Below are 13592 nucleotides of genomic sequence, written 5' to 3' on the forward strand. Positions count from 1 at the left end.
GACAACGACATAATTGGATTTCTTTACGTTGAGATTTACTTTACTTAACTATAAAGTACAATCTAATTCACAAGGAAAGTGGGGGTTGTTTGTATGAAGAAACAGTGGCGACTGCTTTCGTTCGTTTCACTGCTGGCTTTACTGTTAGGGGGATGCGGTAAAGCCTTTCAATCTACTTTAATTCCGCAAGGAGAAGTAGCAAAAATGCAATATGATTTACTTCTACTGGCAAGTGCAATCATGGTAGGAGTAGTACTAGTAGTTACTATTATTTTCTTATATGTAATTGTGCGTTTCCGACAAAAGAGAGGTCAGGAAGATTATATTCCAGAGCAAGTTGAAGGGAATCACAAGCTAGAAATTATATGGACAGTTATTCCGATTATTCTTTTACTAATCTTAGCTGTTCCAACAGTTACATATACATTCAAACTTGCTGATGTAAGTGCGATGGAGAAAAAGAATATTGATAAAGATACTATCGTTGTTGATGTAACAGCGAATCTTTATTGGTGGGAATTTTCTTATAAATCAGAAAAGATAGTAACTTCGCAAGATTTGGTCATCCCCACAGGTAAGAAAGTGTATTTAAATTTGAAGGGTGCCGATATTAAACACTCATTTTGGGTTCCATCTTTAGCAGGGAAAATGGATACAAATACAGACAATGTGAACAAAATGTGGTTAAAGGCAGATAAGTCGGGCACTTATAATGGTTTTTGTACAGAATTTTGCGGCCCATCACATTCTTTAATGCAATTTAAAGTGAAAGCTTTAGATGAAAGCGAGTACAAAAAATGGCTTGCTGATATGAAGAAGATTGATGGGAAGAAAGAAGTAGCTTCAACAAAGGCGCAAGAGGGCCAAGAAATATTTAATAAAAGCTGTATTGGTTGTCACGCAGTTGGATCTAATGATAGTAGACCACCTTCCGCTCGTATTGCACCAAACTTAGCAAACTTTGCGGATCGCGATATGGTTGCCGGTATTGCCGAAAACAATGAAGAAAACTTAAAAAAATGGCTGAAAGATCCTGAAAATATGAAGCCAGGAAACAAAATGACTGGCAAATATGGCAACTTAACGGATGATCAAATTGATGCATTAAATGCATACTTACAAACGTTAAAAGTTGAAAAGTAAAGAGGGACTATTCGCGAAGGGGAGGTTGAAAACGTGAGTTCTGTAGCAAAAAAACAGGGGATGGGTGCTGTCATATGGGATTATTTAACGACAGTAGACCATAAAAAGATTGCCATTCTCTATTTAATTGCAGGTGGATTGTTTTTTGTAATAGGCGGAATAGAAGCTCTATTTATTCGCCTTCAATTAGCGATTCCTAACAACGCTTTTCTTGTTGGGGATGCTTATAATCAAGTATTAACGATGCACGGTACAACAATGATTTTCCTCGCAGCTATGCCACTCGTGTTTGCATTTATGAACGCCGCTGTACCACTTCAAATTGGTGCACGTGATGTAGCGTTCCCGTTTTTGAATTCACTCGGATTTTGGTTATTTTTCTTTGGTGGAGTATTTTTAAATTTAAGTTGGTTTTTAGGTGGAGCACCTGATGCAGGATGGACATCTTATGCATCTTTAGCTTTAGCCTCTAAAGGTCATGGTGTTGATTTCTATGTACTCGGCTTGCAAATCTCAGGTATTGGTACATTAATTGGAGGAATTAACTTCCTTGTAACCATTATTAATATGCGCGCTCCAGGAATGACGTATATGCGTATGCCGATGTTTACATGGACAACATTTGTAACATCTTCGCTTATATTATTCGCTTTTCCGCCGTTAACTGTAGGATTAGGACTTTTAATGTTAGATCGTTTATTTGGAACAAGTTTCTTTAATCCGGCATTGGGCGGGAATACAATTATATGGGAGCATTTATTCTGGATTTTCGGTCATCCAGAAGTATACATTCTTATACTCCCAGCTTTCGGAATATTCTCAGAAATCTTCGCAACATTTTCGAAAAAACGATTGTTTGGTTATTCATCGATGGTGTTTGCGACTGTATTAATTGGATTTTTAGGATTTATGGTATGGGCGCACCATATGTTTACTGTTGGACTTGGTCCAGTTGCTAATGCTATTTTCTCAGTTGCAACAATGGCGATTGCGGTTCCGACTGGTATCAAAATATTCAACTGGCTCTTTACAATGTGGGGCGGAAGTATTCGTTTTACTACACCAATGATGTGGGCAGTAGCTTTCATTCCATCATTCGTAATGGGTGGAGTTACAGGGGTTATGCTAGCATCTGCACCAGCTGATTATCAATTTCATGATAACTATTTCGTAGTAGCACATTTTCATTATGTAATCGTTGGCGGTGTTGTATTTGGTTTACTTGCAGGAGCTCATTATTATTGGCCACTGATGTTTAATAAAGTATTAAATGAAACATTAGGAAAGATAACGTTTTGGCTATTCTTTATCGGCTTCCATTTAACTTTCTTTATTCAGCATTTCCTTGGCTTGATTGGTATGCCACGCCGTTACTACACATATCTTGAAGGGCAAGGGTTGGAAATGGGGAATATGATTAGTTCCATCGGAGCGGTGTTTATGGCTCTTGGAACGATTGTTCTTCTATTCAATGTAATTAAAACAACAGTATCAAAAGAAAAAGCTGGTCGTGATCCGTGGGATGCACGTACATTAGAATGGACAATGCCAGCACCGACACCAGAATATAACTTTAAACAATTACCATTTGTTCGCGGATTAGATCCGTTTTGGATTGAAAAACGTGAAGGTAATAAAGAAATGACAGCAGCGGAACCAGTTGGTGATATTCATATGCCAAATCCTTCGTTTTCACCATTTGTCATTTCTTTCGGATTGTTTATAGCGGCATTTGGTGCGATGTATATGCAGGGCGGAAAAGATAAGTTCTGGTTATTAGTAGCAATTATTGGTTTAATCATTACATTTGGCACAATGTTCCTACGTTCAGTAATTGATGATCATGGGTATCATATTCATAAAGAAGATTTAGAGGATAAGGGGGGCAAGGCATAATGCATGTAGATGAAAAATTAACGAATGAAACATTTCCAGCAGAGCCTGAAAAAGCAACCCTTGAAGGGAAAAATAAGTTTGTCGGTTTTTGGTTATTTCTTGGAGGCGAAACAGTGTTGTTCGCTTCCTTATTCGGAACATATTTAGCGTTAAAGAATTCTACAAATGGTGGACCAACATCTCAAGAGATGTTCCAAATGCCACTCGTTTTCATTATGACGATGCTTTTATTAACGAGTAGCTTAACGAGTGTATATGCGATGTATCACATGAAAAACTTTAACTTTAAGAAAATGCAGCTTTGGTTACTAGTAACAGTATTGCTAGGTTTAGGGTTTTTAGGATTTGAGATATATGAGTTTTATCATTATACACATGAATTTAAGCATACTATGAGAAGTAGTGCCTTTGGCTCTGCGTTTTATGCTCTTGTTGGTACACATGGACTCCACGTATTGTTTGGGTTATGTTGGATTTTAACATTAATCTTTAGAAATGCGAAGAGAGGTCTAAATTTATACAATGCACCGAAGTTTTATGTTGCATCGATTTATTGGCACTTTATTGACGTAGTTTGGGTGTTTATTTTCACTGTAGTATATTTAATGGGAATGGTGGGATAAACAATGGCGATAAAGCAAACGAATAATCCTAAAGTTGATCTTGTTTATCGGAAGAGAAAAAGTGCGGAGGAAATGAGGCATCAAGTTATTACGTTTGCATTAATGATTTTTTTAACATTAGTTGCATTTGTAGCAGTGGCGTATCCAAAAACTTTTAGTCCGATTTTCTCTGTACCGTTTATTTTACTATTAGCAGTGGTACAAGTAATTTTTCAATTGTATTATTTTATGCATATGAGTCATAAAGGACATGAAGCAGCAAGTTTCTTTCTTTACTCTGGTCTGCTAATAGGGTTAATTACAATTTTAGCTTTTATGACAATCGTGTGGATTTGAAAAGTGAAAAATAAGGGAGCTTGTGTTGTCACAGCTCCCTCTTCATATTATGAGATAATCTTACGAAGGCAGGTGTGAAAATGAGTAACTTGTGGATATTTGGTTTTCAGGCTTTATGGAGTCCAATCTTTTTATTATTTATGCTTTCGATTCTTATTGGGTACTTCTTAATTATTGGGCCATATAGAATGCGATTTGAAAATGCGACGAAGGTAAGTAAGAAGCAAATTTTTTATTTTACGACTGGTATTGTTCTTTTGTATTTTGTAAAGGGAGGGCCTATTGATTTAATTGGCCATATTATATTTAGTGCTCATATGTTTGAAATGGCAGTCATGTATATTGCAGTTCCGCCGTTACTGTTGCTTGGTATACCAATTTGGTTATATCGTTACATTACTTCTTTTAAGTTCGTTCAAATTATATTAAATGCATTTGCTAAACCACTTATTGCGTTGTTTGTATTTAACGGCCTGTTTTCTTTTTATCATTTACCAGTTGTTTTTGATACAGTAAAACAAAGTCAAATAGCTCATCCTATTTGTCTCGCTATATTGTTTTTTACAGCAATCATGATGTGGTGGCCGATGTTAAATCCATTACCAGAATATCAAACGTTAAGTGATATAAAGAAACTTGGATATATGTTTGCTAACGGTATATTATTAACGCCTGCTTGTGCGTTAATCATTTTTGCGACAGCGCCGTTATTTGCAACGTATACGGATCCGGCTGCTTGGATGAAAGCGATGGAACTATGTGTACCAGCGGGCACTTTATCGGATTTAAATATAACGGGACCAGAATTTTTGCACTGGATGCCAGTCGTACAAGACCAGCAAACTGGTGGTATCATAATGAAAATTGTCCAGGAAATAGTGTACGGTACAATTATAGGCTATGTATTCTTTAGATGGGCACGTAGAGAACGTGAAAAGGATAAGGAGCAGTTGCAACAATTGCCGCCGTATTTACAGACTAAGTAAAAAAGTGTATGGGATTCCATGCGCTTTTTCTTTTTAGTCTTAGTTACCTTAAAAAGATTGAATTTTCTAACTTTTTATGTTAAGTTAGTGTAGGCGTGTACTAAAAGTGGAGATGAAATTTACTACTAGCTTTCATGCGTAATAATTCCATATGTAGTGCAAGTTTTTTAGAGAGTTGCAAATATATATTGTTATCTTTAATAAACACGAACTATTTTAAGGGGGAGTTTAAATGGGTAGTAGTGGAAGTATGGTAAAGCCGATTAGTGGTTTTTTGACAGCACTAATTCAATATCCAGTACCAGTAGTAGAATCGCGTGCAGACATTGATAAACAAATTCAACAAATCATAAAAACAATTCATTCGACCAAATCAGGTTACCCTGGTTTAGAATTGATAGTATTTCCTGAATATAGTACACAAGGGCTCAATACAAAAAAATGGACTACAGAAGAATTTTTATGCACAGTGCCTGGGCCAGAAACAGACTTATTTGCTGAGGCATGTAAAGAATCTAAAGTATATGGTGTTTTTTCAATAATGGAGAAAAATCCTGATGGTGGAGAGCCATATAATACAGCAGTTATTATTGATCCACAAGGTGAAATGATTTTGAAGTATCGTAAGCTAAATCCTTGGGTGCCAGTCGAGCCTTGGAAAGCTGGAGATTTAGGCTTACCTGTTTGTGATGGACCTGGAGGAAGTAAATTAGCTGTTTGTATTTGTCATGATGGCATGTTCCCTGAAGTAGCTCGTGAAGCAGCCTATAAAGGTGCAAATGTCTTAATTCGTATTTCTGGATATAGTACACAAGTTAGTGAACAATGGATGCTAACCAATCGTTCAAATGCATGGCAAAATTTAATGTATACATTATCGGTAAACTTAGCGGGTTATGATGGTGTATTTTATTACTTTGGTGAAGGACAAGTATGTAACTTTGATGGGACTACTTTAGTACAGGGTCATCGAAATCCGTGGGAGATTGTTACTGCTGAAGTATATCCAGAACTAGCAGATCAGGCTAGATTAGGATGGGGATTGGAAAATAATATATATAATCTAGGTTCAAGAGGATATGTAGCAACTCCTGGTGGGGTGAAAGAAAATCCATATACGTTTGTAAAAGATTTAGCTGAAGGTAAATATAAGGTTCCTTGGGAAGATGAGATTAAAGTAAAAGATGGATCTATTTATGGATATCCAGTAAAAAAAACGATTCATTCTTAGGGAAGGGAAATAAAACAAGCGCATCATATTGATGCGCTTGTTTTTGTTAATCAATAATTTGAAATTCTTTTAACTCTTTTTCGACATTTTGTAGGAGTTGTTCGCTTTTTTGAAGTACATTCGTTGGGAAAGTCTCATCATCACCATATTCAACGCCGTGAGGATAATAATGTTTTCCTAATAAGGGGGGGAGTAGTTTTACTTCAGCGTGTCTACTGCCAATGTCACCTTCAACAGCAACTCCTTGCACTCGTAAATAATAAACATCCTTTAATATTTCAAATTTATAATCGTATGTAACTCGTTCATAATCCCACTGTCCGGCAAGTACGAAGTGGTTGTTTTCCATGATTTCAGTTAAAAGAGTTAATTCAACGACGGCTCCATTAAATTTCGTATTTGTAAATTGCATATAATACCTCCTTTTTTAATGTTACATCATTATTTTTATAATAGTATGAATAATAAGAAAGTGCAATTCATATTGAGAGAAAAGGGATAATCCAGACTTTTTTCACAAAAATATGATATAGTGAAAAGAGTACGGTACACACAAAAAGAAAGAAAAGGATTTGTGTATATCTCAATTTTATGTTTTGTTCAGGAGGTATATCGTTTGAAGAAATTATTGCGTATCGTAATGATTACATTTTTAATTTTAGCTGTTGATTTATACGGGAAATTACTCGTTTCACAATATATATTAACCCCATCTCAATCAAAGCAAGAAAATAAAATTGTGAAAAAGAAAAAGCAAATTAAGGAAGACTCCTCAGACACTGTTTTAAATATGATTGGTGAAGACTCTGAAAACCTATTAGCGAAGTGGGGAGAACCCTCTCGAATAGAGCCATCTGCATACGGATATGAATGGTGGGTATACAACCAGGATTTAACTCAGTATGTTCAATTTGGAGTTTCTGAACGTAAAGTTGTAACAGCATACGCAGCTGGTGAACAAGTTAAGGTTCCACCTTATTATATAAATGAAAAATATGAAGAAGTATATAAAAAAAGTCCACTTTCGCATGAAATTTCATTAAAAAGAGGGAAAAATAGTTATCAATTTGAGCTATCTGATACCGAAGTCATGGAACAACCGTTAATACCTGTAGAAGATGGATGGGCGCAATTGTATTTTGATCAATTTACACATGAGCTTGTTGGTGTTCGTTATATGGATGATGAAACTTTATTACGCCAAAGACCGTATCAGCTCGTTTATTCAGGTGAATTAATAGCAGAACAACCATTGACTCCAGAAAAAATAAAACAAGTAGAAAATGGGAATATGCAACAAATTTTTGATTTAACAAATATCATTCGAAGTCGTCATAAATTACCGTTATTAACATGGGATCAGGAAACAGCAGATGTTGCTGTTGGTCACAGTAAAGATATGAAAGACAATAATTATTTTTCTCATGACTCACCTACATTAGGTACGCTAGGAGATCGTTTGCAGCGCGGGAAAGTAGGATTTCAACTTGCTGGCGAGAACATAGCGGCGCAACATAGTGATGGAATTGCGGCAGTGCAAGGTTGGTTAAATAGTGAGGGGCATAGAAAGAATTTATTAAATGAACAATTTACAGGATTAGGTGTTGGTGTATACGATAAATTTTATACACAAAACTTTATTCGAAAATAAAGCGAAACTGTAAGCGGTGGGGTGTTACATTACCAAATTAGTTACTTCGTATTCACTGAATTGTAGGTGGGAATCTGACCGTATGCAAATAGCAGAAAAAAAGGTGCATGAATCGTCTAAAAATAGGCGAACCATGCGCCTTTTTTTTCTTACTATATAGTAGATATACATGGAGAGGTGAGGATTATGCCAACAACAAAAGGACCGTTACATCCATCGGTTCAACAGTTTAAAGAATTTGTAAACCATCACCCTAAAATGGTTCATGAGGTTAGAAGTGGTCATAAAACATGGCAACAATTTTATGAAGAATGGTACTTACTCGGTGAAGAAGATCCAATATGGGCAACTTATAGACCGGATGGAGCGCCTGCGTTTTCTTCGGTAAAAGAAAATAAAAAAGAAAAAGATAATCGAACTGAAGAGGAAAAAACTGCTGATGTGATGGGGCAAATGCTTTCTTTTTTTAAAAAGTTGGACGTGGAACAAATGCAGAACCATTTAGCCAATGTGACGAGTGCAATTGGGAGCGTGCAACAAGTTATTCAGCAATTTCAAGGTAACCGTACGCAGCAAGAGCAAAGTACTTCAGAAAATAACCCGTTTTTCTTTCAAAAGGATTAGGGGGAAAGATGATGAGAGCAGAAATTATGGAGTTTATAAAGGCTGATGAGGATTTATCTCGCTATATTAGAGAGCAACCGTACTGGTATAGAAAATTAACACGAAATCCTGAAGAAAAAGAGGCTTTTGAGTTAGCGGCGATGCAACATTTCAAAAAAACGATACCAGATAAAGTGGAAAAGTTTCAAAATCAATTGGCCGTTGCTTCGATCATGATTGATATGTTTCAGTATATGAAGCAACAAAATGCAACCTAATTGGAAGTGAAAAATATGTCCGTCATGCAGAACTTTTGTTACAATAGAAGTTGATTATTTAAAAAGGAGTTGCAGCATGACGGAAATTTGTTTAGTACGACATGGACAAACTGATTGGAATTTTCAAGAAATTATTCAGGGGCGAGAAGATATTCCGCTTAATGAAGTTGGTAAGAAGCAAGCGAGTCAAAGTGCAGCTGCTTTACAAGAAGAAACGTGGGATATCATTATAAGTAGCCCGTTAATTAGAGCGCAAGAAACGGCTAATGAAATCGCAACGGCAGTTGGATTACAATCGATTTTATTAGATGAGCGATTTGTTGAACGGAATTTTGGAGAAGCTTCAGGGAAGCCGGTTGCGGCTGTTAGAGAGTTGATTGCTGAGGGAAAAGTAGAAGGTATGGAGCGAGATGAAGAGATTGTAGCTCGTTGCTTTGCTGCTTTAGAAGATGTTGCGACAACTCATTTTGGCAAACGTATTATTATTGTTGCTCACTCACACGCGATAAAAGCGATTTTACATGCCATTGAACCAGATGAAATTACATTTAAGACACCATTAAAAAATGCGTGTATTAGTTATGTGAAACAAAATAGTGGAAAATGGGATGTTCTTAAATATAATATAGCGGAACATATTAATGTATAAGTGTGTACGGATATAGTGTAAAAATAGTTACGTTATATCTTTCTTTTGAGTAAGTCACTTCAATTAGTAGTTCTAATCTAAATGTGGTATGATGGATACTCGGAGGTGTCTCTCATGATTGTAGCGACGCTAGAAAGCGTATTAATATTAGATAAGGCAGAGCAGCTTGCAAAAGCGATTATCTGTTCAGATATAGCAGAAGATTATCGTAAGTATTATAGAGAATTACATGAAGATATGGAACTTCAGACGCTAATTCAGCAATTTACAGCGATGAAAGAAAGGTATGAGGAAGTACAGCGTTTTGGAAAATACCATCCTGACTATACTACCGTGTCGATGAAAATGAGAGAATTAAAGCGTTCTGTGGACTTACATGATAAGGTTGCAGCTTTTAAAAGAGCAGAAACTGCTTTGCAGAAGTTATTAGACGAAGTTAGTGTAGCAATCGGTTCGGAAGTGTCTTCTTCCATTAAAGTGCCAACAGGAAATCCGTTCTTTGATGCTGGTGGCTGTGGTGGAGGTTGTGGTACTGGCGGAGGTTGTGGTTGTAAAAAAACGGGGTGATGTGCCCCGTTTTTTAGAAGTTGGAAGAAAACGTATACAGAGTTTGTCCTGTAATGTTATAAATTTCTGATTGGTTTTCATAGAATATAAAATATATGTTTTTAAAAGGAGAAGATGGAGAAGATTATGTTCGGGCAACGACAAAGTATGATTGTTTATTTACATTCATTGAAACATGCCAAGATTTTAAGGAAATATGGTAACATACATTACATATCAAAACGATTAAAATATGCTGTAGTATATTGTGATATGGAACAAATTGAGCATATGATGCATAAGTTGAACAAACTTCCTTTTGTGAAAAAGATAGAACAGTCGTATCGCCCGTATTTAAAAACGGAATTTGAAAATTCCCGTCCTGATCGAGCAAAAGAATACGATTATAGCTAATAGAAAAAATCCCCTGCTAAATTTAGCCGGGGATTTTTCACTTGAAATAACGTGTTATTTCATCGGAGGAATGAAATTGTTCATTCGTAAAATACCAATTAAATGATTAAAAAATAGTTCTTTTTCTGGGAAAGTTGTAGATGGTTTTACAGTAAAGGTAGCCACTTTTTTCCCGAGTTGTTCTGCCGTTTCTTCAAATAAAATGACACGTTTACTTTTTTTATTTTCAAATACAGGAATGCCTTCACGACATATGTATAATGGTTGGAAATCACCAGTAGTAGTTGGTTTTAATATTACAACAAGCGAACACACTTTTTTATCGTTTTTTATCGTTTCAAATTGTAACATATGTGCTATACGTTCTTGATTTGTTTTGGCAATTTCAAGTAATTCATATAAATCAGAGTAGCCTTCTCCAAGTTCTATAAAGCGTTGAATCATATCTTTTCCTCCTCTTTCTTTTACTGTACCATTTCACTTTTTAAATGAAAAGCACACAAAGAAAAAAAAACCCTGCATAGCAGGGCCCTTCTTATACTAGCATGTACTAGTAAGAAGGCAAAGGGAGAGGAGAAACCGGAGGAAGAACTTATGGGGAAACGTAAGTCTTCTCCGCGGTTGGCAACAACATCGAAGGTGATGTTGTTATAATTATTTATGTCCAATCTAAATGAAGATATACATAATGAAATTAAATTTTATGTTGGGCTTTTTATTTTTCTTTTTTTTATTTTGTGATAGGATAAAAAAGATAAAGTGGAACTAATATACATATTGGGTTCATATTAGTGAATGATGAGATGAATACATAAAAATAACGAGAGGTTATTTGAGGCCGAGTTTTTCTATAGTTAGGTGAATGTGGTTTGTTAACTGTTACCGAAGTGGGAATGGCTTTCTATAATCGCTCGATAGATTGAAATAAAGGTAGTGACAACAGATGAGAGTAGTTTCAGGAAAATGTAAAGGACACCCACTTAAAGCGGTTCCTGGTAATACAACACGTCCAACGACAGATAAAGTAAAAGAATCTATTTTTAATATGATAGGTCCTTATTTTGATGGTGGTATCGCCCTTGATTTATTTGGTGGTAGTGGTGGTCTTGGAATTGAGGCTTTGAGCAGAGGGATCGATAAAGTAATTTTTGTTGATCGGGATAGTAAAGCAATAAAAGTAATTCATCAAAATTTAGAAAGTTGTAGAGTACAGGAACAAGCTGAAGTATATCGAAATGATGCTGAACGTGCAGTAAAGGCGTTAATAAAACGTGAAATGTCATTCGATCTTATATTAATAGATCCTCCATATAAAGAGCAAAAAATTGTATCTTTAATTAGTGTAATGGATCAACATGGATTGCTACATAGTGATGGATTAATTATGGCAGAGCATGGTAATGATGTAGTTTTACCTAATTCTATAGGAAGGCTTGTAAAAGTACGAGCTGAGAATTATGGGATTACTGCAATATCGATTTATAAGTATGAAGGTGAGGGGACAGAATGACAAGTATAGCTATTTCTTCAGGAAGTTTTGATCCAATTACCCTTGGGCATCTGGATATTATTAAAAGGGGAGCAAAAGTATTTGATGAGGTGTACGTAGTCGTTTTAAACAATTCATCAAAAAAACCATTTTTTTCAGTTGAAGAGCGATTAGAACTAATTCGAGAAGCGACAAAGGATATCCCGAATGTAAAGGTAGATTCGCATAGTGGGCTATTAGTAGAGTATGCAAAAATGCGTAATGCAAATGCAATATTACGTGGTTTACGAGCAGTTTCTGATTTTGAATATGAGATGCAAATTACTTCTATGAATCGAAAATTAGATGAAAATATTGAAACATTTTTTATTATGACAAACAACCAATATTCATTTTTAAGCTCGAGTATTGTAAAAGAAGTTGCGAGGTATGGAGGAAGTGTAGTGGATCTTGTACCTCCTATTGTAGAGCGTGCTTTAAAAGAAAAGTTTCAAACCCCGTTAAAGTGAACGGGGTTTTTCTTTATACGTGCGCAAAAATAATAAAATAACATATAAGTATAGACAAAATAATGTAAAAATTGGTCCATAATGTATAAAAGATGTCCAAATTTCATGTAGTATAGAAGGATGCTCGGATAAAAATACAGGAATATCTTTTGGCATAGGTGAGAAAGAACTCACTTTCTCATAAAATGGTTTCCAAAATACAAATGTAAAAATAGGGGCAAGAATACTTTGAATAATTCGTGCGAAAAAATAGGGTTTAAATCGGATATCTGTTTCAGCTAATATGCTAGCAACTTGTGCCTGAATAGAAAGACCGCTAAATGCTAAAATGAAGCTTGTTACCATAGCTTGTTGTAAGAGCGGTGTTTCATTTATTTGACTAATCATTTGGCTTCCGAGTGTCATTTCGAAAATACCTGATAATATAGGTATACTAAAATCTGTACTTAGTTGGAAGAATGATAAAATATGTTGCATAATAAAAGAAAGAGCTGCTGTAATGTGGAATACAGTAATCATTTTATTTAACACAGAGAATAAAATAATAAATCCGCCAATCATAAGTAATGTTTGAATAGAAGAAACAATGGCATCCCCAAGTAATTTACCAATTGGTCTTTTTTCTTGTAAGCGTGTCTCGTGAAGAATTAAAAAAGGGTTTTGAAAGCGACGTTTTTTTGTAGTGTGTGTATTATTTTTGTAAGCGGTATTATCGCCGTAAAAACGCATAATTAATCCGACAGCAAAATTACTGAAATAATGGGCAGCGGCTAATATAATTCCTAATTTCGGATTATTAAAAAAACCGATAGACACAGCACCGAAAATAAAAAGTGGATTAGAAGAATTTGTGAAAGAAACGAGGCGCTCCGCTTCAATCTGAGTTAAAAGATTGCTTTTTCGTAGTCTAGCGCTTAATTTGGCGCCTGCAGGGAAACCAGAAGCCATTCCCATCGCCCAAACAAATCCGCCTATCCCTGGAACGCGAAAAAGTGGGCGCATGAGTGGTTCTAATATAACGCCAATAAATTTTACAACACCGATACTAATTAGAAGTTCCGCAATGATGAAAAACGGTAGTAGTGAAGGGAATACAACTTCCCACCATATATTTAACCCGCGAATAGAAGCTTGCAAAGCGGCTTGGGGGTGGAGTACAAGAGAATAGGTTAAAAATAGCGTTGATATGGTAAGGAAAGCGGTTTTCCATTTTTCATACATGTAAGTAAATCCCCCTT

Annotated in this window: 17 protein-coding genes; 14 read left to right on the forward strand and 3 right to left on the reverse strand. The window is 35.7% G+C overall.

The annotated features are described in order from the left end of the window. Positions 1-93: 93 nt before the first annotated feature. The 6 genes from coxB to AU379_RS04650 all read left to right on the forward strand — a co-directional run bounded on the left by coxB (position 94) and on the right by AU379_RS04650 (position 6215). Positions 94-1143, forward strand: a complete 1050-nt coding sequence (gene coxB / locus AU379_RS04625; protein WP_000745276.1) for a cytochrome c oxidase subunit II — start codon at positions 94-96, stop codon at positions 1141-1143. A gap of 60 nt (positions 1144-1203) precedes the next feature. Then, positions 1204-3039 (forward strand): cytochrome c oxidase subunit I, encoded by a 1836-nt coding sequence (gene ctaD, locus AU379_RS04630; RefSeq protein ID WP_153578907.1) that lies wholly within the window; start codon positions 1204-1206, stop codon positions 3037-3039. After that, the gene (gene ctaE, locus AU379_RS04635; protein ID WP_000557861.1) at positions 3039-3662 is read left to right on the forward strand and encodes a cytochrome c oxidase subunit III; all 624 of its coding nucleotides are present in this window, start codon (positions 3039-3041) and stop codon (positions 3660-3662) included. The genes ctaD and ctaE overlap by 1 nt, the downstream gene beginning before the upstream one ends. A gap of 3 nt (positions 3663-3665) precedes the next feature. Further along, a complete protein-coding gene (ctaF, locus tag AU379_RS04640; protein ID WP_000985706.1) occupies positions 3666-3998 on the forward strand; it encodes a cytochrome c oxidase subunit IVB in 333 nt (110 codons plus the stop codon). Positions 3999-4078: 80 nt separating this feature from the next. Next, positions 4079-4984, forward strand: coding sequence for a cytochrome c oxidase assembly factor CtaG (gene ctaG / locus AU379_RS04645; protein WP_000069028.1), 906 nt, complete (start codon positions 4079-4081; stop codon positions 4982-4984). Between the two features lie 232 nt (positions 4985-5216). Beyond that, positions 5217-6215 carry a formamidase gene (locus tag AU379_RS04650; RefSeq protein WP_000535802.1) on the forward strand — a complete coding sequence of 333 codons (999 nt, stop codon included), beginning with the start codon at positions 5217-5219 and terminating at the stop codon, positions 6213-6215. Positions 6216-6261: 46 nt separating this feature from the next. On the opposite strand, the gene AU379_RS04655 is transcribed toward AU379_RS04650, so the two are convergent. Next, positions 6262-6627 (reverse strand): YugN family protein, encoded by a 366-nt coding sequence (locus tag AU379_RS04655; protein ID WP_001160947.1) that lies wholly within the window; start codon positions 6625-6627, stop codon positions 6262-6264. A gap of 204 nt (positions 6628-6831) precedes the next feature. Here AU379_RS04655 and AU379_RS04660 point away from each other — a divergent pair, with 204 nt between their 5' ends. The 6 genes from AU379_RS04660 (at position 6832) to AU379_RS04685 (ending at position 10356) form a co-directional block, all read left to right on the forward strand. Continuing rightward, a complete protein-coding gene (locus tag AU379_RS04660) occupies positions 6832-7866 on the forward strand; it encodes a CAP domain-containing protein (RefSeq protein WP_000735378.1) in 1035 nt (344 codons plus the stop codon). Between the two features lie 186 nt (positions 7867-8052). Continuing rightward, on the forward strand, positions 8053-8490 hold the full coding sequence (locus tag AU379_RS04665; RefSeq protein WP_001143346.1) for a YlbD family protein: 438 nt from the start codon (positions 8053-8055) through the stop codon (positions 8488-8490). A gap of 11 nt (positions 8491-8501) precedes the next feature. Continuing rightward, on the forward strand, positions 8502-8747 hold the full coding sequence (locus AU379_RS04670) for a YlbE-like family protein (protein ID WP_001200990.1): 246 nt from the start codon (positions 8502-8504) through the stop codon (positions 8745-8747). Positions 8748-8823: 76 nt separating this feature from the next. Continuing rightward, positions 8824-9396: a histidine phosphatase family protein gene (locus AU379_RS04675; protein WP_000134947.1), complete on the forward strand. Its 573-nt coding sequence runs from the start codon at positions 8824-8826 to the stop codon at positions 9394-9396. A 114-nt stretch (positions 9397-9510) separates the two neighbouring features. Continuing rightward, complete coding sequence (locus tag AU379_RS04680; RefSeq protein ID WP_000634366.1) at positions 9511-9963, forward strand: YlbF family regulator; 453 nt, start codon at positions 9511-9513, stop codon at positions 9961-9963. 126 nt (positions 9964-10089) lie between these two features. Beyond that, positions 10090-10356 (forward strand): YlbG family protein, encoded by a 267-nt coding sequence (locus tag AU379_RS04685; protein WP_002082261.1) that lies wholly within the window; start codon positions 10090-10092, stop codon positions 10354-10356. A gap of 54 nt (positions 10357-10410) precedes the next feature. On the opposite strand, the gene AU379_RS04690 is transcribed toward AU379_RS04685, so the two are convergent. Beyond that, positions 10411-10800 (reverse strand): hypothetical protein, encoded by a 390-nt coding sequence (locus tag AU379_RS04690; protein ID WP_000616017.1) that lies wholly within the window; start codon positions 10798-10800, stop codon positions 10411-10413. Between the two features lie 499 nt (positions 10801-11299). Between AU379_RS04690 and rsmD the strand changes: the two genes are divergently transcribed. Both rsmD and coaD read left to right on the forward strand, forming a co-directional pair. Next, positions 11300-11866: a 16S rRNA (guanine(966)-N(2))-methyltransferase RsmD gene (gene rsmD, locus AU379_RS04695; protein WP_001266981.1), complete on the forward strand. Its 567-nt coding sequence runs from the start codon at positions 11300-11302 to the stop codon at positions 11864-11866. Further along, a complete protein-coding gene (gene coaD, locus AU379_RS04700) occupies positions 11863-12354 on the forward strand; it encodes a pantetheine-phosphate adenylyltransferase (protein ID WP_000200601.1) in 492 nt (163 codons plus the stop codon). The genes rsmD and coaD overlap by 4 nt, the downstream gene beginning before the upstream one ends. Here the strand turns inward: coaD and ylbJ are convergent. Further along, positions 12346-13575 carry a sporulation integral membrane protein YlbJ gene (gene ylbJ / locus AU379_RS04705; protein WP_061138976.1) on the reverse strand — a complete coding sequence of 410 codons (1230 nt, stop codon included), beginning with the start codon at positions 13573-13575 and terminating at the stop codon, positions 12346-12348. The genes coaD and ylbJ overlap by 9 nt on opposite strands. Between the last annotated feature and the right edge of the window lie 17 nt (positions 13576-13592).

This window comes from Bacillus sp. JH7, from assembly GCF_001563515.1.
Classification (GTDB): Bacteria; Bacillota; Bacilli; order Bacillales; family Bacillaceae_G; genus Bacillus_A; species Bacillus_A cereus.

Excerpts from the sequence above, each read along its gene's own strand:
- coxB (WP_000745276.1), top strand. The coding sequence starts at position 94 with ATGAAGAAACAGTGGCGACTGCTTTCGTTCGTTTCACTGCTGGCTTTA.
- ctaD (WP_153578907.1), top strand. The coding sequence starts at position 1,204 with ATGGGTGCTGTCATATGGGATTATTTAACGACAGTAGACCATAAAAAG.
- ctaE (WP_000557861.1), top strand. The coding sequence starts at position 3,039 with ATGCATGTAGATGAAAAATTAACGAATGAAACATTTCCAGCAGAGCCT.
- ctaF (WP_000985706.1), top strand. The coding sequence starts at position 3,666 with ATGGCGATAAAGCAAACGAATAATCCTAAAGTTGATCTTGTTTATCGG.
- ctaG (WP_000069028.1), top strand. The coding sequence starts at position 4,079 with ATGAGTAACTTGTGGATATTTGGTTTTCAGGCTTTATGGAGTCCAATC.
- AU379_RS04650 (WP_000535802.1), top strand. The coding sequence starts at position 5,217 with ATGGGTAGTAGTGGAAGTATGGTAAAGCCGATTAGTGGTTTTTTGACA.
- AU379_RS04655 (WP_001160947.1), bottom strand. The coding sequence starts at position 6,627 with ATGCAATTTACAAATACGAAATTTAATGGAGCCGTCGTTGAATTAACT.
- AU379_RS04665 (WP_001143346.1), top strand. The coding sequence starts at position 8,053 with ATGCCAACAACAAAAGGACCGTTACATCCATCGGTTCAACAGTTTAAA.
- AU379_RS04670 (WP_001200990.1), top strand. The coding sequence starts at position 8,502 with ATGAGAGCAGAAATTATGGAGTTTATAAAGGCTGATGAGGATTTATCT.
- AU379_RS04675 (WP_000134947.1), top strand. The coding sequence starts at position 8,824 with ATGACGGAAATTTGTTTAGTACGACATGGACAAACTGATTGGAATTTT.
- AU379_RS04680 (WP_000634366.1), top strand. The coding sequence starts at position 9,511 with ATGATTGTAGCGACGCTAGAAAGCGTATTAATATTAGATAAGGCAGAG.
- AU379_RS04685 (WP_002082261.1), top strand. The coding sequence starts at position 10,090 with ATGTTCGGGCAACGACAAAGTATGATTGTTTATTTACATTCATTGAAA.
- AU379_RS04690 (WP_000616017.1), bottom strand. The coding sequence starts at position 10,800 with ATGATTCAACGCTTTATAGAACTTGGAGAAGGCTACTCTGATTTATAT.
- rsmD (WP_001266981.1), top strand. The coding sequence starts at position 11,300 with ATGAGAGTAGTTTCAGGAAAATGTAAAGGACACCCACTTAAAGCGGTT.
- coaD (WP_000200601.1), top strand. The coding sequence starts at position 11,863 with ATGACAAGTATAGCTATTTCTTCAGGAAGTTTTGATCCAATTACCCTT.
- ylbJ (WP_061138976.1), bottom strand. The coding sequence starts at position 13,575 with ATGTATGAAAAATGGAAAACCGCTTTCCTTACCATATCAACGCTATTT.